The organism is Streptomyces sp. NPDC102467, assembly GCF_044765445.1.
GTDB lineage: Bacteria > Actinomycetota > Actinomycetes > Streptomycetales > Streptomycetaceae > Streptomyces.
The window spans coordinates 42067-60247 of the sequence record NZ_JBIWKA010000003.1 but is presented as its reverse complement, the minus strand read 5'-3'; the positions used below and the strand labels follow the sequence as shown (position 1 = coordinate 60247).

The 18181-nt window shown below is 70.1% G+C and carries 15 protein-coding genes and 1 riboswitch; of the genes, 6 read left to right on the top strand and 9 right to left on the bottom strand.

The window, feature by feature from the left end:
* Positions 1-22: 22 nt before the first annotated feature.
* From groL to thrC, 4 genes are all read right to left on the bottom strand, one after another.
* The gene (gene groL, locus ACIREE_RS06140) at positions 23-1648 is read right to left on the bottom strand and encodes a chaperonin GroEL (RefSeq protein WP_404146997.1); all 1626 of its coding nucleotides are present in this window, start codon (positions 1646-1648) and stop codon (positions 23-25) included.
* Positions 1649-1985: 337 nt separating this feature from the next.
* Entirely contained in the window at positions 1986-2195 is a 210-nt protein-coding gene (locus ACIREE_RS06135; protein ID WP_109445992.1) for a cold-shock protein, read from the bottom strand.
* 470 nt (positions 2196-2665) lie between these two features.
* On the bottom strand, positions 2666-2941 hold the full coding sequence (locus ACIREE_RS06130) for a MoaD/ThiS family protein (RefSeq protein ID WP_404146994.1): 276 nt from the start codon (positions 2939-2941) through the stop codon (positions 2666-2668).
* Between the two features lie 41 nt (positions 2942-2982).
* Positions 2983-4293 (bottom strand): threonine synthase, encoded by a 1311-nt coding sequence (gene thrC, locus ACIREE_RS06125; protein ID WP_404146991.1) that lies wholly within the window; start codon positions 4291-4293, stop codon positions 2983-2985.
* An 18-nt stretch (positions 4294-4311) separates the two neighbouring features.
* Positions 4312-4466: riboswitch (SAM riboswitch) on the bottom strand.
* Positions 4467-4645: 179 nt separating this feature from the next.
* Between thrC and ACIREE_RS06120 the strand changes: the two genes are divergently transcribed.
* From ACIREE_RS06120 to ACIREE_RS06110, 3 genes are all read left to right on the top strand, one after another.
* A complete protein-coding gene (locus ACIREE_RS06120; RefSeq protein ID WP_404146988.1) occupies positions 4646-5593 on the top strand; it encodes a glucosyl-3-phosphoglycerate synthase in 948 nt (315 codons plus the stop codon).
* Positions 5594-5629: 36 nt separating this feature from the next.
* Positions 5630-7696 (top strand): hypothetical protein, encoded by a 2067-nt coding sequence (locus tag ACIREE_RS06115; RefSeq protein ID WP_404146985.1) that lies wholly within the window; start codon positions 5630-5632, stop codon positions 7694-7696.
* Between the two features lie 89 nt (positions 7697-7785).
* A complete protein-coding gene (locus ACIREE_RS06110; RefSeq protein ID WP_404146982.1) occupies positions 7786-9174 on the top strand; it encodes a trehalose-6-phosphate synthase in 1389 nt (462 codons plus the stop codon).
* Between the two features lie 20 nt (positions 9175-9194).
* Here the strand turns inward: ACIREE_RS06110 and otsB are convergent, their stop codons facing one another.
* The 3 genes from otsB to ACIREE_RS06095 form a co-directional block, all read right to left on the bottom strand.
* Complete coding sequence (gene otsB, locus ACIREE_RS06105; RefSeq protein ID WP_404146980.1) at positions 9195-10040, bottom strand: trehalose-phosphatase; 846 nt, start codon at positions 10038-10040, stop codon at positions 9195-9197.
* 63 nt (positions 10041-10103) lie between these two features.
* Complete coding sequence (locus ACIREE_RS06100) at positions 10104-10349, bottom strand: DUF3263 domain-containing protein (protein WP_404146978.1); 246 nt, start codon at positions 10347-10349, stop codon at positions 10104-10106.
* 9 nt (positions 10350-10358) lie between these two features.
* Positions 10359-11573: an ABC transporter substrate-binding protein gene (locus tag ACIREE_RS06095; protein WP_404148165.1), complete on the bottom strand. Its 1215-nt coding sequence runs from the start codon at positions 11571-11573 to the stop codon at positions 10359-10361.
* Positions 11574-11811: 238 nt separating this feature from the next.
* Between ACIREE_RS06095 and ACIREE_RS06090 the strand changes: the two genes are divergently transcribed.
* The 3 genes from ACIREE_RS06090 (at position 11812) to ACIREE_RS06080 (ending at position 14984) form a co-directional block, all read left to right on the top strand.
* Complete coding sequence (locus tag ACIREE_RS06090; RefSeq protein ID WP_404146975.1) at positions 11812-12795, top strand: ROK family protein; 984 nt, start codon at positions 11812-11814, stop codon at positions 12793-12795.
* On the top strand, positions 12795-13940 hold the full coding sequence (gene nagA, locus ACIREE_RS06085) for an N-acetylglucosamine-6-phosphate deacetylase (RefSeq protein ID WP_404146973.1): 1146 nt from the start codon (positions 12795-12797) through the stop codon (positions 13938-13940). Before ACIREE_RS06090 ends, nagA begins: the two co-directional genes overlap by 1 nt.
* A 114-nt stretch (positions 13941-14054) precedes the next feature.
* Positions 14055-14984: a 1-phosphofructokinase family hexose kinase gene (locus ACIREE_RS06080; protein ID WP_404146971.1), complete on the top strand. Its 930-nt coding sequence runs from the start codon at positions 14055-14057 to the stop codon at positions 14982-14984.
* 12 nt (positions 14985-14996) lie between these two features.
* On the opposite strand, the gene ACIREE_RS06075 is transcribed toward ACIREE_RS06080, so the two are convergent.
* Both ACIREE_RS06075 and cdgB read right to left on the bottom strand, forming a co-directional pair.
* Positions 14997-15953, bottom strand: a complete 957-nt coding sequence (locus tag ACIREE_RS06075) for a carbohydrate-binding protein (RefSeq protein ID WP_404146968.1) — start codon at positions 15951-15953, stop codon at positions 14997-14999.
* A gap of 111 nt (positions 15954-16064) precedes the next feature.
* A complete protein-coding gene (gene cdgB, locus ACIREE_RS06070) occupies positions 16065-17828 on the bottom strand; it encodes a diguanylate cyclase CdgB (protein ID WP_404146965.1) in 1764 nt (587 codons plus the stop codon).
* Between the last annotated feature and the right edge of the window lie 353 nt (positions 17829-18181).

Here is an 18181-nt window from a genome sequence, read left to right as displayed (position 1 = left end):
TGAACCAGGTCGGTGACCGGGATCAGAAGTCCATGTCACCGCCCGGCATGCCGCCCGGAGCGCCGCCGGCAGCGGCCTTCTCCGGCTTGTCGGCGATGACGGCCTCGGTGGTGAGGAACAGCGCGGCGATGGAGGCGGCGTTCTGCAGAGCAGAGCGCGTCACCTTCGCCGGGTCGAGGATGCCCTCGGCGATCATGTCGACGTACTCACCCGTGGCGGCGTTCAGACCGTGGCCGACGGCCAGGTTCCGAACCTTCTCCACGACGACGCCACCCTCGAGACCACCGTTGACGGCGATCTGCTTGAGCGGGGCTTCCAGGGCGAGCTTCACGGCGTTGGCGCCGGTCGCCTCGTCACCCGTGAGCTCCAGCTTCTCGAAGACCGCGGAGGCCTGGAGGAGAGCCACGCCACCACCGGCGACGATGCCCTCTTCGACGGCCGCCTTCGCGTTGCGAACGGCGTCCTCGATGCGGTGCTTGCGCTCCTTGAGCTCGACCTCGGTCGCGGCACCGGCCTTGATGACCGCAACGCCGCCGGCCAGCTTCGCCAGGCGCTCCTGCAGCTTCTCGCGGTCGTAGTCGCTGTCCGAGTTCTCGATCTCGGCACGGATCTGGTTGACGCGACCCTGGACCTGGTCGCTCTCACCGGAGCCGTCGACGATCGTCGTCTCGTCCTTGGTGATGACGACCTTGCGGGCGCGGCCGAGCAGGTCGAGACCGGCGTTCTCCAGCTTGAGGCCGACCTCTTCGGAGATGACGGTGCCACCGGTGAGGATGGCGATGTCGCCGAGCATGGCCTTGCGGCGGTCACCGAAGCCGGGCGCCTTGACGGCGACGGACTTGAAGGTGCCACGGATCTTGTTGACGACCAGGGTCGACAGGGCCTCGCCCTCGACGTCCTCGGCGATGATCAGCAGCGGCTTGCCGGACTGCATGACCTTCTCGAGCAGCGGAAGGAGGTCCTTCACGTTGCCGATCTTCGAGTTGACGATCAGGATGTACGGGTCGTCGAGCGACGACTCCATGCGCTCCATGTCGGTGGCGAAGTACGCCGAGATGTAGCCCTTGTCGAAGCGCATACCCTCGGTGAGCTCGAGCTCCAGACCGAAGGTCTGGGACTCCTCGACGGTGATGACGCCTTCCTTGCCGACCTTGTCCATGGCCTCGGCGATGAGCTCGCCGATCTGGGTGTCGGCGGCGGAGATGGAGGCCGTCGAAGCGATCTGCTCCTTGGTCTCCACGTCCTTGGCCTGCTCGAGCAGGGCGGCGGAGACGGCCTCGACGGCCTTCTCGATGCCACGCTTGAGGGCCATGGGGTTGGCACCGGCGGCCACGTTGCGAAGGCCTTCGCGAACGAGGGCCTGGGCCAGGACGGTCGCGGTCGTCGTGCCGTCACCGGCGACGTCGTCCGTCTTCTTCGCGACCTCCTTGACCAGCTCGGCGCCGATCTTCTCGTACGGGTCCTCGAGCTCGATCTCCTTGGCGATGGACACACCATCGTTGGTGATCGTGGGGGCACCCCACTTCTTCTCGAGGACGACGTTGCGACCCTTGGGGCCCAGGGTCACCTTGACGGCGTCGGCGAGCTGGTTCATGCCGCGCTCGAGGCCGCGCCGTGCCTCCTCGTCGAACGCGATGATCTTGGCCATGTGAAGTGGTCCTCCCGGACGGGGTGGAAATGCAAGCAAACGGACCGTGCTGGTGCCCGCGACGGACGGTCCCTGAGCCTTGTGGTTCCTTGCCCCACCCGGCCCCTGGACCTCACCGACCCGATCCAAGTTCTGTCACTCTCACTGGGAGAGTGCTAAGCCCAATGATTAGCACTCGACCCATGCGAGTGCAAGCGGCTACCACAGATCCTTGAGGGGCGCGCGCAGCACGGAGGGTCCCCGCCCCGCCGGGTGCGCAGCACGAAGGGCCCGCACCCCCTGTCGGGGACGCGGACCCTTCGCTTCATACGAAGCCTGCAGTCAGTCGCGACGCGCTTCAGCCGGCGGCGGCCAGGCGGACCATGTCGGCCTGCGGCCCCTTCTGGCCCTGCGAGATCTCGAATTCAACTCGCTGACCCTCTTCGAGGGTGCGGTAGCCGTCCATCTGAATCGCGCTGTAGTGGACGAATACATCCGCACCACCGTCGACCGCGATGAAGCCGTACCCCTTCTCCGCGTTGAACCACTTGACGGTGCCCTGAGCCATGCCTAACTCCCCTATTACTGGCCCTTGCACAGACCCGCACTTCGCGGATCCGGGTCAGACCTCACCCTCCCCAATGGGTGGGGGTGTGCGCCGGAACGCGTCGACCGCGGCTGAATGTATCTGCCCAACTGCCCTCTGCAACAGGTCAATCGGACGAGAATTCTGGGCACACATGATCGGGGAAACCGGGCCAACTCACCGGATCCCAGGGCAAGTCGGGCCGCGTAAATGCCATAAAAGGCCCGAATGGGCTGGGCACTTTGGCTGCTTCTTGTCGCGTCGAGAGCGAGAATTCATATGCACCCGTCATGCACCACACGGGGGAACGAAGCAGCTTCCCCAACTGTACCGCGCTCAACCAAGCAGAATTGCCCCCTCCGCTTCTCGGGCGGAGGGGGCAATTCAAGTAACTCTGCGTGGAACGTAGAGCAGGGGAACGTAGAGCAGGGGAACGTAGAGCAGGGGAAAGATCAGCCGCCGGCGACGGCGGGAATGATCGACACGCCGGCGCCGTCCGGCGTCGCCGTGCCGAGGCCCTGCTCGAAGCGGACGTCGTCGTCGTTGACGTAGACGTTGACGAAGCGGCGCAGCTTGCCCTGGTCGTCGAGGACGCGGGCGGCGATCCCGGTGTGGTTCTTCTCCAGGTCGGCGATGACATCGCCGAGCGTGGCCCCTTCGGCGGCGACCTCGGCCTGCCCGCCGGTGTAGGTACGGAGAATGGTAGGAATCCGGACGTTGACGCTCATGGTGGGTGACTCCCGGTGCTACAGGTTCGGTGGGCTCGGGTTCAGTGGTCGAGGCCCGCGGCGCGGAACGCCTCGAGGCTGGGCCGGATCGTCGCCGTGGCCTGCGAGGACTCCGCGACGGCGTCGAGCGTCTTCAGACCGTCACCGGTGTTCAGGACGACCGTCGTCAGGGACGGGTCGATGAGACCGGCCTCGATGAGCTTCTTGGTGACGCCGACCGTCACCCCGCCCGCCGTCTCCGCGAAGATGCCCTCGGTCTGCGCGAGCAGCTTGATCGCGTCGACGACCTGCTCGTCGTCGACGTCCTCCACGGCTCCGCCGGTGCGGCGCGCGATGTCGAGGACGTACGGACCGTCGGCCGGGTTGCCGATGGCGAGCGACTTGGCGATGGTGTCCGGCTTCTGCGGACGGACGACGTCCGTGCCTGCCTTGTACGCCACCGAGACCGGCGAGCAGCCCTCGGCCTGGGCGCCGAACAGCTTGTACGGCTTGTCCTCGACGAGCCCGAGCTTGATCAGCTCCTGCAGCCCCTTGTCGATCTTCGTGAACTGCGAACCGGACGCGATCGGGATGACCAGCTGGTCGGGAAGCTGCCAGCCGAGCTGCTCGCAGATCTCGTACGCGAGGGTCTTGGAGCCTTCACCGTAGTACGGGCGCAGGTTCACGTTGACGAAGCCCCAGCCCTCGCCCAGCGGGTCACCGATGAGCTCGGAGCAGAAGCGGTTGACGTCGTCGTAGTTGCCCTCGATGGCGACGAGGTCACCGCCGTAGACGCTGGCCATGACGACCTTGCCCTGTTCCAGGTCGTGCGGGATGAACACGCAGGAGCGGAAGCCGGCGCGGGCGGCCGCGGCGCCCACGGCGCCGGCCAGGTTGCCGGTGGAGGAGCACGAGAGGGTCGTGAAACCGAAGGCGCGCGCGGCCTCGATGGCCTGCGCGACGACGCGGTCCTTGAAGGAGTGCGTGGGGTTGCCGGAGTCGTCCTTGACGAACAACTTGCCCTGCTCGACGCCGAGTTCACGGGCGAGGTTGTCGGCCTTGACGAGCTTGGTCCAGCCGGGGTTCAGGTTCGGCTTCTCGGCGACGTCGGCCGGGACGGGCAGCAGGGGGGCGTAGCGCCAGAGGTTGGCCGGGCCCGCCTCGATCTGCTTGCGGAGCGCTTCGGGGTCGCCGACGGGCAGGTCGTACGCGACTTCCAGCGGCCCGAAACACTCGACGCAGGCGAAGATCGGACCGAGCTCGAACCTGGTGCCGCACTCGCGGCAGGAGAGCCCGGAGGCGGGGCCCAGATCGACGGTCTTCGCGGGGGTTCCGGTGACGGCGTCGGTGGTGGCGACAGTCTGTGCAGCCATGAGAGGCGAGGCCCTTTCTCCTCATCTTCCTCGCGGCGCATCTCGCCACGAGACGGACTTGGCACCTTCCCGAGCCGGGAGCCTCGCGGGCGCACTGCAATGTGCGGACGAGACCGGCTGGAGGGTTGCCGGGGCTTCAACGGGCCGTATCCCTCTGCCCCTCTGGATGAGCGGTATTCGGTTATGTGTAGCGGTTATGTGCGGCGGTGACCCCGACATGCGATGGTCACCGACCTTGTTCAAGACTGTAACCGAAGGCCCGGACCCTTGAGATAGTCGTCCGAACCGCGAGATGGATCACATCCACCGATACCGACCCGCCACCCGCCCCGCCGCTGAGGAGCCACAGACCGTGCTGGAAGAAGTCGAACACTGGCTGAGCAGCCGCTCCTGGTCCGTGGCCGACCGCCCGCCGCAGCAGCTGATCGCCGCGAAGCGGGCATCCGGCCAGAAGGTGAGCGTGGTGCTGCCCGCGCTCGACGAGCAGGAGACGGTCGGCGAGATCGTCGCCACGATCCGGCGTGAACTCATGACGGACACGGTGCCGCTCGTCGACGAGCTGGTGGTCGTCGACTCCGGGTCCACGGACCGCACCTCCGAGGTCGCCGCGGCGGCGGGGGCGACCGTCGTGCACCGGGACACGATCCTGCCGCGCCTGCCGGCCCGGCCCGGCAAGGGCGAGGTGCTGTGGCGCTCGCTGTTCGTCACGTCCGGCGACATCGTGTGCTTCGTCGACGCGGACCTGAAGGAGTTCTCCGCGGACTTCGTCACCGGGATCGTCGGGCCGCTGCTCACCGAACCGGACGTGGACTTCGTCAAGGCCATGTACGACCGCCCGCTGGACGGGGCCGCGGGGCAGGGCGGCCGCGTGACCGAGCTGATGGCCCGCCCGATACTCAATCTGCACTGGCCCCAACTGGCCGGATTCGTCCAGCCGTTGGGCGGCGAGTACGCGGCCCGCAGGTCGCTCCTGGAGCGGCTGCCGTTCCCCGTCGGGTACGGCGTCGAGCTGGGGCTGCTCGTGGACGCGCTGCACACCGTGGGTCTGGACGCGCTGGCCCAGGTCGACGTCGGGGTGCGCAAGCACCGGCACCAGGACGGGCAGGCGCTCGGGCGGATGGCCACGGCGATCTACCGCACGGCGCAGCTGCGGCTCGCGCGGGGGCATCTGGTGCGGCCCGTGCTCACCCAGTTCGAGCGGGGCGAGCACGGCTTCGAGCCGAGGACGTACCCCGTGGACACGGAGGAGCGGCCGCCGATGGCCGAGATCAGTGAGTATGCGGAGCGTCGCGTGGCGTAATCACCGGATGATCACGTTTTTACCTAGATTGCCCCTATGTGGCTCAGATACCTCAAGGGCGTGGCGGCGCTCGCCGCGACATCGACGGCCGTCGCGACGCTCCTCGCGACGGCCACCCCCGCCTCCGCCGTCGTCGTCGAACCGTTCGCCAAGCGCTACGAGGAAGCCCTGTACGGCGACTTCATCACGCTCGGCAACACCGTGCTGCAGTGCCCGGACACGCCCGAGGCCGACGCGACGCGCTGCCAGGACGCGCAGGCCGGACACACCGCGGAGAACAACAACCAGTTCGACATGCAGTACGCGGACCGGGCCGGGTTCGGCTCGACGGTGCTGAACTCCTCCACCGGCAAGGTGACGATCCCGCCCAGCGCCACCGTCGCGTACGCCCGCCTCTTCTGGGGCGGCAACGACGGCACGTACAAACTGGGCCGCAACCAGATCCAGCGGTGCGACACCGCGGGCCTCGCCACCTCACCGGCCGGGAACCCGCTCACCCAGAAGCCACTGGTCGCGGTGGACGGCGGCACCGAGACCCCCGTCGCCGTCCAGAACGCGGTGCGCACCCCGGCCGCGGTCGGCGGCCCGCACTACTACACGGCCGAGTCCGACGTCACCTCGCTGTTCTCCGGCGTCGCCACCGGCACCGAGGTGCCCGTCGCGGTCGGCAACGTCTGGGCTCCCACGGGCAAGGGCTGCGTCGGCGGCTGGTCGCTGACCGTCGTCTACAAGTACGACAGCCCCGACAGCGAGTACGCGCCCACCCGCCGCAACGTCTACGTCTACGGCGGCCACGTCGTGCAGCAGTCCAAGGACCCGGACACCACGATCTCCATCGACGACTTCTACCGGGCCGGCGGCGGCGACGTACGCGCCGGTGTCACGGCGTACGAGGGCGACTCGAACGTGGCGGGCGACCAGTTCCTGGTCAACGGCAAGCGGATCGTGGACCCCGACGGCGGCGGCGCCAACAACTTCTTCGACAGCCACGCCGACGGCTCCCTCGACCCGGCCGACCACAACAACTTCAGCATCGACGCGAAAGAGGCGATCATCCCCTCGGCCGCGCTGCCACCGGGCTCCACCTCCGCCGCTCTGACGTTCCGCACCCGGGGCGACACCTACGTGCCCTCGGCGCTCGCCTTCTCCGTGCCCGTCCCCGACCTGGAGGTCAAGAAGAGCGCCGCGCCGAAGAAGGTCGCGCCCGGCGGCAAGGTGACGTACACGATCACCGCCAAGAACATCGGCGAGGTCGACCACCCGGGCGCCAAGCTCAGCGACGACCTCAGCGACGTGCTGGACGACGCCACCTACAACCGCGATGCCAAGGCCACCCTGGGCAAGGTCACCTACGACACGCCGAAACTGAACTGGCGCGGGAACGTGCCCGCGGGGAAGACCGCGAAGATCACCTACAGCGTGACGCTGCACGACCCGCTCAGCGGCGACGGCAAGCTGACCAACAACGTGATCGCCGACACCCCGCGCACCAACTGCGACGACGACTCGTCCGACCCGAACTGCGGGACAACCCCGGTCATCGAGAAGCCGCGCACGCCCGCCCCTCCCGTCCCGCCGATCAAGATCGTGCAGACCCCGGCCACCACCACCCCGCCCCCGTGCGCCAAGGTCGGCGACACCATCACCCTGCGCAACGGAAGCGGCCACCCGCGCAGGAACGCCCGTATCCACTGGCCGGCGAAGGGCGCCGTCAGCACCCCGACCGCCAGTGGCGGCAGCATCACCAAGAAGGGCGCGAACTTCTACTGGAGCGGCAGCGTCCCCGCCCACGGCAAGGTCGTCATCAAGTGGAACGTGCGGGTCTCCTGCACACCCGGCCGCGTCCTCGCCATCCCGGTCACCGGTGACGTACCGAAGACCACCTGCACGACGCGCTCCCGTGGCGGCGGCGACGACCCGTGCACCGCCGTCATCGTCCCCCGCCGCCAGCAGGCCCGGCCCGCACCGGGAGCGACGCACGGCTCCGAGCTCGCCGCGACGGGCTCCGACGGCTCGCACGCCCTGCTGTACGGCGGGCTCGCGCTGTCGCTGTGCGGACTCGGCGCGCTGGCCCTCGCGGCGGTGCGCAGCCGCCGGGGCTGACCTGCGCTTGAGTCAGTCGTATACGGCCGGATCCCTGACGGGATCCGGCCATACGTTTAGACCCGGGTGAGCCGGGCTAGCGTGCCGGTATGGCTTCCACTCTTGGTGCTGCTGAGGTTCTCGTCGCGTCCAACCGCGGCCCCGTCTCCTACGTCGTCGGGGACGGTGACGACGGCGCCACGATCGAGGCGAAGCGCGGCGGTGGCGGACTGGTGTCCGCGCTGAGCGTCGTCGAGGACAAATTGTGGGTGTGCGCGGCACTCACCGACGGCGACCGGGCGGCCGTCGGGCGGGGAATCTCCGAGCCGGGTGTGCGGATGCTGGACATCGACGCGGACGTGCACGCGGACGCCTACAACGGGATCGCGAACTCCGTGCTGTGGTTCGTGCACCACATGCTCTACCAGACGCCTCTTGAACCGTCGTTCGGCCCGGAGTTCCGCCGCCAGTGGGCGTCCTACGAGGCGTACAACCGGGCGTTCGCCGAGGCCCTCGCCGAGGAGGCCGCGCCGGGCGCGACGGTGGTCGTGCAGGACTACCACCTGGCGCTGGTGCCGGGCATGCTGCGCGAGCTCCGCGACGATCTGCGCATCGGACACTTCTCGCACACGCCCTGGGCGCCCGTCGACTACTTCCGGATGCTGCCCGACGACATCGCCGAGCAGCTCCTCAAGGGCATGCTCGGCGCGGACCGGCTGGCCTTTCTGACCCGCCGCTGGGCGGACGCCTTCACCGATTGCTGTACGCGGATCCTCGGGGGCACGTCGGGCACCCGGATCGGGGTGCACGGTCTCGGCGCCGACGCCGACTTCCTGCGGGAGCGCGCCGGCCGCGCGGACGTCGAGGAACGCCTGGCCGCGCTGCGGGAACAGGTGGGCGCGGACCGCAAGGTGATCGTGCGGGTGGACCGCACCGAGCTGTCGAAGAACATCGTGCGCGGCCTGCGCGCCTACGAGCTGCTGCTCGAGACCCGCCCGGAGCTGATCGAGAACGTGGTGCACGTCGCGTTCGCGTACCCCTCACGCCAGGACCTCAGCGTGTACCGCGACTACACGGACGAGGTGTCACGCGTCGCCGAATCCATCAACTCCCGCTTCGGCACACCGGGTTGGACGCCGGTCGTGCTGCACGTCAAGGACGACTTCGCGCGCTCGCTCGCGGCGTACCGGCTCGCGGACGTGGCTCTGGTCAACCCGATCCGCGACGGCATGAACCTCGTCGCGAAGGAGGTACCGGTCGTCTCCGACGAGGGGTGCGTGCTGGTGCTCTCCCGGGAGGCGGGGGCGTTCGAGGAGCTGGGCGAGGACGCGCTGGTCGTGAACCCGTATGACATCAGCGCGACTTCGGCGGCGCTCGCCGCCGCGCTCGACATGGAGGGTGACGAGCGGGCGGAGCGCACGAAGAGGCTGGCCGCCGCGGGGACCGCGCTGCCCCCCGGCCAGTGGTTCCTGGACCAGCTCGAGGCACTGCGCGCCTGAGGCTTCGGGCGGGGGCGTGCCTAGGCGGAGATGGCTCGGGTGAGGTGCTGCAGCAGGGCCACCACCCCGGCGGGCCCGTCGAGGACCAGGTCGGCCCGCTCCGCCAACTCCGCGATCACCGTATCGGCGGCGACGAGCACACCCGGCATCCCCTCCTCGCGCACCTTCTCGACCGCCGCGAAAGCGGGGAGGTCGCCCAGGTCGTCGCCCGCGTACAGGACCGACTCCGCGCCGACCTCACGGATGTACTCGGTGAGCGCGACGCCCTTGTCGACACCGGGCGGGCGCAGCTCCAGGACCATCCGGCCGGGTTCCACCATCAGCCCGTGCCGGGCGGCGAGCGCGGCGAGCGGTGCGCGCAGCGTCTCGAACGCGCCCTGCGGGTCGCTCGCGCGGCGCGTGTGGACCGCGACGGCCCGGCCCTTCTCCTCCACGTACGTGTCGTGCCACAGACCCGACTCGGCGAGGACGCCCGGGAGTTCGGCGCGCACCGCGGCGACCCCGGGGTGCGGCGCGGGGGCCCGCACGGTGCCGGTGACGGCGTCCCAGCGCTCGGCGCCGTAGTGGCCGAGGACCACCAGGTGTTCCAGGCCCGGCACTCCCGCGAACCCGCCGTGCCGCACGGCGACACCCGCGGGCCGCCCGGTGACGACGGCGACGGAGGCGACCCGGGGCGCCAGCGCGGCGAGCGCCGCCACCGCGTCGGGGTGGGCGCGGGCCTGCTCCGGGTCGGCGACGATCGGCGCGAGCGTTCCGTCGAAGTCCAGGGCGATGACTGCCTTGGAGGGCCGGGCGGCGATCGCGGCCAGGCCGTCGCGCCCGGCGGAGGTGGTCGGGGTCCAGAGGTCGTCCTGGGGGCTCACCATGCGACCGACCTTAGCCGCGGCCCGGACGTCGTGGGGCCGCGGGGACCCCGTGCTCGGCCGGGTTCAACGCTCACGACGCTTGCTGTCCCGCACGCGCCGCAGCCGGTTCACCGTGACCGGGGCGAACTCGAGCGCCCGGGGATCGTCGAGCAGCGCGTTCAGCAGCTGGTAGTAGCGGACCGGCGCCAGGTCCAGCTCCTCGCGGACCGCCCGCTCCTTGGCTCCCGGCGACTCCCACCCGCGCCCCTCGAACGCGAGCACCGCGCGCTCGCGCTCACCGAGCGGGGGGCGGGGGTTCAGGGCGTCCATGCCGTCACGCTACTCGGCGGCTTCCGCGGCCGCCGCCTGGTTCTGGATCCGGCCGAGCACGGCGCCCGCACTGCTGTTGGCGGAGACGGCGGAGCCGATCTGGTCCTTGATGTCGGCGCTGACCGACGCCCAGGACGTCTTGCCGACGGGGTAGATCTCGGAGTTGTCGAGGCTCTCCAGGAACGGCCAGAGCTTCTTGTCCTCCTCGTCGCCCAGCATGGCCTCGGAGGCGCTGTTGGTGACCGGCAGCAGGTCGTACTCGCGGGAGAACTCCAGGACGTTCTTCTCGCTGTAGACGTAGTTGAGGAAGTCGCCGACCTGCTTGCGGTGGCCGTTCTGCTTGAACGCCATCATCCAGTCGGCGACGCCCATCGTGGACCTGGCCTGGCCGCTCGGCCCCGGCAGCGGCACGGTGCCGAAGTCGACGCCCTGCTTCGCGGCCATCCGCATCAGCGTGGGGTGACCGTTGAGCATGCCGACCTCGCCCTTGGCGAACGCGGCGAAGGCGGTGGCCCGGTTGAGCTCGCCGGGCGCCGTGGGGCCGGTCAGGCCCTTGCCGACGAGGTCGTTCTTCAGCCAGTCGAACGTGGCGACGTTCTGCTTCGAGTCGATGGTGTACGAGCCGACGTCGTCGGTGTAGCCGTCGCCGCCGCTCAGCATCCAGATCATGGTCTCGGCCTGGGCCTCCTCACGGCCCAGCGGCAGCGCGTAGGGGATCTTCACCCCGTGCGCCTTGAGCGCCTTGGCGTCGGCCTCCAGCTCGGGCCAGCTGGTGGGCGCGGAGATCCCGGCGTCCTTGAAGAGCTTCTTGTTGTAGAACAGCAGCCGCGTGGAGGAGGCGAACGGCATGCCGTACTGGGTGCTGTCGACCTTGCCGGCGTCGGCGAGCTGGGCCAGGTAGTCGGCCTGGGTCGGCACGTTGAGCAGGTCGCCGACCGGGTACAGCTTGTCGGCGGCGGCGTAGTCCGCGTACGCGCCGATCTGCGCCATGTCCGGGGCGTGCCCCGCGTCGACCATGCTCTTGACCTTCGCGTCGACGTCGTTCCACGAGTAGACGTCGACGTCGACCTTGACGTCCGGGTGGGTCTTCTCGTACGCGGCCGCGAGCTTGTCCCAGTATTTCTGGGAGCTGTTCGCCTCGGAGTCGCCGTAGTCGGCGGCGACCAGCTTCAGCGTGACGTCGCCGGAATCCGCGCCGCCGCAGGCGGTGAGCGTGCCCGCCATGCCCAGTGCGGCCGCTGCCGCGATCAGACCGGTGATGTGCCGCTGCACCGCTGTTCCACCTCGTATGTGTGTCACGTGTGTTGTTCGCGGGCCCCCGGGGGTCCCCCGGGCCCGCACTCAAAGACAAGATCTAAGGTCTACACCACCAAGATCTCGCTCCGGCAACAGGGCGGTATCCGCGCAAGATCCATGCGAATGGACTAGACCTCTCGCGGGTGTACGCGCGACACTGTGCCCCGTGAAACATGTCATCGCCCTGGACGTGGGCGGCACCGGAATGAAGGCCGCCCTGGTCGGGGCGGACGGCACCCTGCTGCATCAGGTGCGCCGGGCGACCCTGCGCGAACGCGGCCCCGCCGCGGTCGTCGAGACGATACTCGGCTTCGCCGCCGAGCTGCGCGCGTACGGCGAGGAGCACTTCGGCGAGCCCGCGGCAGCCGCCGGCGTCGCCGTGCCGGGCGTCGTCGACGAAGCGAACGGCATCGCCGTGTTCGCCGCCAACCTCGGCTGGCGGGACGTGCCCATGCGAGCCCTGCTGAGCGAGCGGCTCGGCTCCATCCCCGTCGCGCTCGGCCACGACGTGCGCACCGGCGGGCTCGGCGAGGGCCGCCTCGGCGCGGGCAAGGACGCCGACCGGTTCCTGTTCATGCCGCTGGGTACCGGGATCGCCGGCGCCATCGGCATCGACGGGCGGATCGAGCCCGGCGCGCACGGCTCCGCGGGCGAGATCGGCCATGTCGTCGTGCGCCCCGGCGGAGTGCCCTGCGGCTGCGGGCAGCGCGGCTGCCTGGAGCGGTACGCCTCCGCGTCCGCCGTCACCCTGGCGTGGCAGGCCGCGAGCGGCGACGAGAAGGCCACCGCGGCCCAGTGCGCGCGGGCCGTCGACGCCGGGGACCCGAAGGCCGTCAAGGTCTGGCAGGACGCCGTGGACGCGCTCGCCGACGGTCTCGTCATGGCGCTCACCCTGCTGGACCCGCGCACCATGATCATCGGTGGCGGTCTCGCCGAAGCCGGGGAAACCTTGTTCACGCCGCTGCGTGCGGCCGTCGCGGAGCGCGTGACGTTCCAGGCGCTCCCCACGATCGTCCCGGCCGTCCTCGGGGACACCGCCGGATGCCTGGGCGCGGGCCTGCTCGCCTGGGACCTGCTCGCCGACGACCCCGAGAACGCCGACAACACAGCCAACGCAGACGACGCCGACAACACGGAGGTAGCCCCCTGATGGCCACAGCAAAGGTGCTCGCCGGTGCCCGGGTGGTACTGCCCACCGGGACCGTCACCGACGGACGCGTCATCGTCGACGGCACGCGGATCGCCGGGAGCGCTCCCGGCGACGCGGAGGTCGTCGACCTCTCCGGCCACTGGGTGGTGCCCGGCTTCGTCGACATGCACAACCACGGCGGCGGCGGCGCCTCCTTCACCTCCGGCACGGTCGAGGACATCCTCAAGGGCGTCCACACCCACCGCCTGCACGGCACGACGACGGTCGTCCCCTCGTTCGTGACCGGCGAGACGGACTTCCTCACGCAGCGCGCGGGCCTGCTCTCCGAGCTGGCCGAGCAGGGCGAGATCGCGGGCATCCACTTCGAGGGCCCGTTCATCTCGCCGTGCCGCAAGGGCGCCCACGACGAGACGCTGCTGCGCGACCCCGAGCCGGCCGAGGTGCGCAAGCTGGTCGACGCGGCCCGCGGCAAGGCCAAGATGGTCACCCTCGCCACCGAGCTCCCCGGCGGCCTCGACTCCGTGCGCCTCCTCGCCGAGCAGGGCGTGATCGCCGCGATCGGGCACACCGACGCGACGTACGAGCAGACCGTGGAGGCCATCGACGCGGGCGCGACCGTCGCGACGCACCTCTTCAACGCGATGCCGGCACTCGGCCACCGCGCGCCGGGCCCGATCGCGGCGCTCCTGGAGGACGAGCGGATCACCGTCGAGCTGATCAACGACGGTACGCATCTGCACCCGGCCGCCCTGGAGTTGGCCTTCCACCACAAGGGCGGCGGGAAGGTCGCGTTCATCACCGACGCGATGGACGCGGCGGGCTTCGGCGACGGCCGCTACATGCTCGGCCCGATGGAGGTCGAGGTGAAGGACAGTGTGGCGCGGCTCGTCGAGGGCGGCTCCATCGCGGGTTCGACGCTGACCCTGGACCGGGCGTTCAAGCGCGCCGCGACCATCGACCGCCTCGCGGTCGAGGACATCGTCCGGGCCATCTCGGCCAACCCGGCCCAACTCCTGGGAATCTACGACAAGGTGGGCTCCCTGGAGCCGGGCAAGGACGCCGACCTCGTCATCCTGGACGCGGAGTTCGAGCTCAAGGGCGTCATGCGCAAGGGCGAGTGGATCGTCGAGCCGCAACTGGACTGATGCGCAGGGCGGTTGGTCCACCGGCTGGGCCAACCGCCTTGACTTTGGCATGATCCACACCCGTAACTGAAAGCGTTACTGCACGTACGCGTATCCATCGGGGGGTGAGGTCCTGTGATCCTCACAGTCACCTTGAACACCGCGCTCGACATCACCTACAAGGTCGACGCACTGCACCCGCACGCCTCGCACCGCGTGCGCGCCGTCACCGAACGGCCGGGCGGCAAAGGCCTGAACGTGGCCCGGGTACTCGCCACGCTCGGCCACGAGGTGGCGGTGACGGGGTTCGCGGGCGGCGCCACGGGACGTACGCTCCAGGACCAACTCCTCGGCGCCGACGGCATTTCCGACGCCCTGGTCCCCGTCAGCGGTTCGACCCGTCGCACGATCGCGGTGGTCGACGCCTCGACCGGCGACACGACCCAGCTCAACGAGCCGGGCCCGCTGGTCTCCCCCGCCGAATGGACGGCCTTCCAGGAGGCGTACGAGCATCTGCTGGGGTCCGCCTCGGCGGTCGCCCTGTGCGGCAGCCTGCCGCCGGGCGTGCCGGTCGGCGCCTACGCGACGCTGGTCCGGGCGGCGCGGGCCGCCTCCGTGCCCGTACTCCTGGACACCAGCGGTGAACCCCTGCGCCGCGGCATCGCGGCCCGCCCCGACATCGTGAAGCCGAACGCGGACGAGCTGGCCGAGCTCACCGGCTCCCACGAGCCGCTCGGCGCCATGAAGGAGGCCCGCAGGCGCGGCGCGCACGCCGTCGTCGCCTCGCTCGGCGCGAAGGGGCTGTGCGCCCTCACCCCGGACGGCAGCTGGCAGGCCCCGCCACCCGCCCGGCTCGCCGGCAACCCGACGGGCGCCGGCGACTCAGCGGTCGCCGGCCTGCTCTCCGGCTACGTGGAACACCTGCCGTGGCCACAGCGCCTGGCCCGCGCGGTCGCGCTGTCGGCGGCGACGGTGGTGGCGCCGGTGGCCGGAGAATTCGACGCGGCGACGTACGAGCGGCTCGTACGCGAGGTGAACGTGACGGATCAGATCAGCGCTGCCTGATCCGCCGGGGCGTCAGCCCTTGCCCTGGGCCAGCCACATCTGGTCGATGTTGGCGTTGCACGTGTTGCCCTGCTCACAGGAGACCGTGATCGCGTTCGTCCCCTTCGTGAGCTGGACGATGGCCCACGTGTTGGTCCAGCCCTTCTCCCAGTCGCCTTCCTTGGCGTGGGCGAAGTTCGTCATGTTCAGCGGCCGGGACTGCTTCGTCCCGTTGACGTTGATCGTGGCGTCGGAGTCCTTGCCGGGCACTCCGTAGTTCACGTACAGCTTGTACGCGCCGTCCTTCGGAATGTCGTTGACGGTCCAGGTCAGGCTCGCGCCCACCTTGTCGAACCCGGCGACATACACCCCGCCGGCCGCCTTCGCGCCGTCGACGTCGGAGGCCGTGGCGGTGCCGCCGTCCAGCTTCAGCGCCTTCGCGTCGGTCTTCGGCAGGTCGACCGGGTCGGCGGAGGCCGACTTCGAGGGCGTCTCGCTGGGCTGCACGGTCGCCGAGCCGGCGGACGGCTTGCTGCCCGCCTCACCCTTGTCGTCGTCCGAGCCCGCGCTCATCATGGCGACACCGATACCGATCACCACGGCCGCCACCACGGCCACCGCACCGATCAGCAGGGCCTTGGTGTTCGGGCCCCTGCCCCGGCCGCCACCGCCGCGCGAGGGCTGTGGCGGACCCGGCTGGGCGGGAGCGCCACCGCCGGGCAGCGTCTCCGGCGCCTGGTAGTAGGCGTTCGGCTGGTTGTACGCGGCGGTCTGCTGCTGCTGCTGTTGGGGCGGCACCTGCTGCTGCCCGTACTGGCGCTCGCCGACCGTGCGGACGTGGTGGTACGAGGAGCGGGAATGCGGGTAGCCATAGCCGCCACCCCCGCCGTTGGGCGGGGTCGCCCCGGCCGCCTGTCCGTCGGCGTACAGATAGCCGAACGGATCATCGTCCTCGGGCGTGGTGCTCGCGCCGTTGTTGCCGGGCGCCATCCCTGATCACTCCCTACACGTTGCTTACCGGGGCGAGCGTACCCGCTGCGAGCGACCCGAAGACGTGGCCTTGACCTCACCGAAACCTATGGAACCGGGCTTCCCGTCCGGTCAGCCGGCCCGTCGGTGCTGCTTGGCACGTGATCTCTTCTCCACGTACATCCGCTGGTCAGCGGAGCGCAGCACCTCTTCCGCGGTCATGCCGCAGTGCGCCCAGCCGATGCCGAAACTGGCCCCCACGCGGACCGCGCGGCCGTCGACACGAATCGGCGGAATGATGGCGTTCCGCAACCGGACGGCGAGATCCTGCGCGTCCGCCTGGCCGAGGCCGTCTGCCAGCACCACGAACTCGTCGCCGCCGAGCCGGGCGACCGTGTCCCCGTCCCGCACGCCGTGCGTCAGCCGGCGGGCCACCTCGATGAGAACGGCGTCACCCGCGTTGTGCCCGAACCGGTCGTTGATCGACTTGAAACCGTCGAGGTCGCAGAAGAGGACGGCGAGGCCCTTCGAACCGTCGTCGACACCCGACCCGTCACCTTCGGTCCCCGCGGGCGCGATCACATGTACGTGGTGGTCGAAGCCGTCGAACCCGTCGTACAGGCCGGACTGGGGCGGGACCGGCAGGGCGGAGCCGTAGTCGAAACCGTGCCCGTTGCCGTGACCGCCGTGCTGCGCACTGTGGGCGGCCTGGGCGCCATGGTCTCCGTACGCCGCGTCGAGCGAGTCGACGGCGCTCGGCCTGCCGGTGTCCAGCGGGCGGTGGCACAGCCGCGCGGAGAGCCGGGCGCGCAGCTCCGCCGAGTTCGGCAGGCCGGTCAGGGAGTCGTGCGAGGCGCGGTGGGCGAGCTGCAACTCGCGGCGCTTGCGCTCCTCGATGTCCTCGACGTGCGTGAGCAGGAAGCGGGGCCCGTCGGCGGCGTCGGCCACCACGGAGTTGCGCAGGCTGACCCAGACGAACGTGCCGTCGCGCCGCCCGAGCCGCAGCTCCGCACGCCCGCCCTCGGCGGAGGTGCGCAGCAGGGTGCCTATGTCCTCGGGGTGCACGAGGTCGGAGAACGAGTAGCGGCGCATCGCGGAGGCGGGGCGGCCGAGGAGGCGGCACAGCGCGTCGTTGGTCCGCAGGATCCGGCCGTGCTGGTCGCCGCCCATCTCGGCGACGGCCATGCCGGACGGCGCGTACTCGAAGGCCTGCCGGAAGCTTTCCTCACTTGCGCGAAGCGCCTGCTGCTCCCGCTCAAGCCGGACCAGCGCGCGCTGCATGTTGGCCCGCAGGCGGGCGTTGCTGATCGCGATCGCCGCCTGGAACGCGTACATCTGCAGCGCCTCGCGGCCCCAGGCGCCGGGCCTGCGTCCGTTGCGCGGGCGGTCCACGGAGATCACGCCGAGCAGTTCGCCGCCGGAGGCGCCGGACGGGGGTCCCCCCGCGCGCGTGGATTCGAGCGTGGGCGAGTACATGGGGGCGAAGAGGCGGTCGGAGGGGTGCCACTCGTCGTCGAAGCGGGGCGGCGGGCCGTCGGTGAACCACTGCGGCACGTCGTCCTCGTCGAGTATCCAGCCCTCGGTGTACGGGATGAAGCGCAGCTCGCCCCAGGGCTCGCCCATGCCCAGGCGGCGGTCCCAGGAGTCGCGGGAGCCGACGCGGCCGGTGATCAGGGCCTCCGCGGCGGAGTTCCCCGCGAAGGCCGCGACGACCAGGTCGCCGTCGGGGCGCACGAGGTTCACGCAGGCCAGCTCGTAACCGAGCCCGTTGACGACGCCGTCTGCGACGGTCTGCAGGGTGTCGGCCAGGCTGCGGGCGGTGTTCATGTCCGCCATCACCTGGTGCAGCTGGTGCAGGGTCGCAAGACGGACGTAGGGCTCCGACTCGGTCTCCATGCTCAGTTCTCCCCGAGACCTCGACAGCACTCCAGAATTCTGATCGGCTCTCCACGCGCACGTGCAGCAGCACGTTCATCTCGCAGTATCACCGCCACTGAATCACAGCGAGCTGCCCACCCGGTACACAGGGTCAACAAAATATGGCACCTGTGACTCAAGTCACAGCAGGGAGTGGAGGGTTGGGGTGGGTTCCTGAGGAAATCCTGTGTGCTTGCCGGGCGTGCGAAACAGTACGAGACGGCGCGAAGCCTGGCATACCCGGGCGGCTCCCGTCAGCTTCTTTCGAGGTCCTAGGACCCGTCTCGGCCATCAGCCCGATGTGGTGCGCATGAGGACACGACTAGCGTCTG

Bases quoted from the DNA above. Each gene is read 5' to 3' on its own strand.
- groL (WP_404146997.1), bottom strand. From the start codon at position 1,648: ATGGCCAAGATCATCGCGTTCGACGAGGAGGCACGGCGCGGCCTCGAG.
- ACIREE_RS06135 (WP_109445992.1), bottom strand. From the start codon at position 2,195: ATGGCTCAGGGCACCGTCAAGTGGTTCAACGCGGAGAAGGGGTACGGC.
- ACIREE_RS06130 (WP_404146994.1), bottom strand. From the start codon at position 2,941: ATGAGCGTCAACGTCCGGATTCCTACCATTCTCCGTACCTACACCGGC.
- thrC (WP_404146991.1), bottom strand. From the start codon at position 4,293: ATGGCTGCACAGACTGTCGCCACCACCGACGCCGTCACCGGAACCCCC.
- ACIREE_RS06115 (WP_404146985.1), top strand. From the start codon at position 5,630: ATGTGGCTCAGATACCTCAAGGGCGTGGCGGCGCTCGCCGCGACATCG.
- ACIREE_RS06110 (WP_404146982.1), top strand. From the start codon at position 7,786: ATGGCTTCCACTCTTGGTGCTGCTGAGGTTCTCGTCGCGTCCAACCGC.
- otsB (WP_404146980.1), bottom strand. From the start codon at position 10,040: ATGGTGAGCCCCCAGGACGACCTCTGGACCCCGACCACCTCCGCCGGG.
- ACIREE_RS06100 (WP_404146978.1), bottom strand. From the start codon at position 10,349: ATGGACGCCCTGAACCCCCGCCCCCCGCTCGGTGAGCGCGAGCGCGCG.
- ACIREE_RS06095 (WP_404148165.1), bottom strand. From the start codon at position 11,573: ATGGCGGGCACGCTCACCGCCTGCGGCGGCGCGGATTCCGGCGACGTC.
- nagA (WP_404146973.1), top strand. From the start codon at position 12,795: ATGGCCACAGCAAAGGTGCTCGCCGGTGCCCGGGTGGTACTGCCCACC.
- ACIREE_RS06075 (WP_404146968.1), bottom strand. From the start codon at position 15,953: ATGGCGCCCGGCAACAACGGCGCGAGCACCACGCCCGAGGACGATGAT.
- cdgB (WP_404146965.1), bottom strand. From the start codon at position 17,828: ATGGAGACCGAGTCGGAGCCCTACGTCCGTCTTGCGACCCTGCACCAG.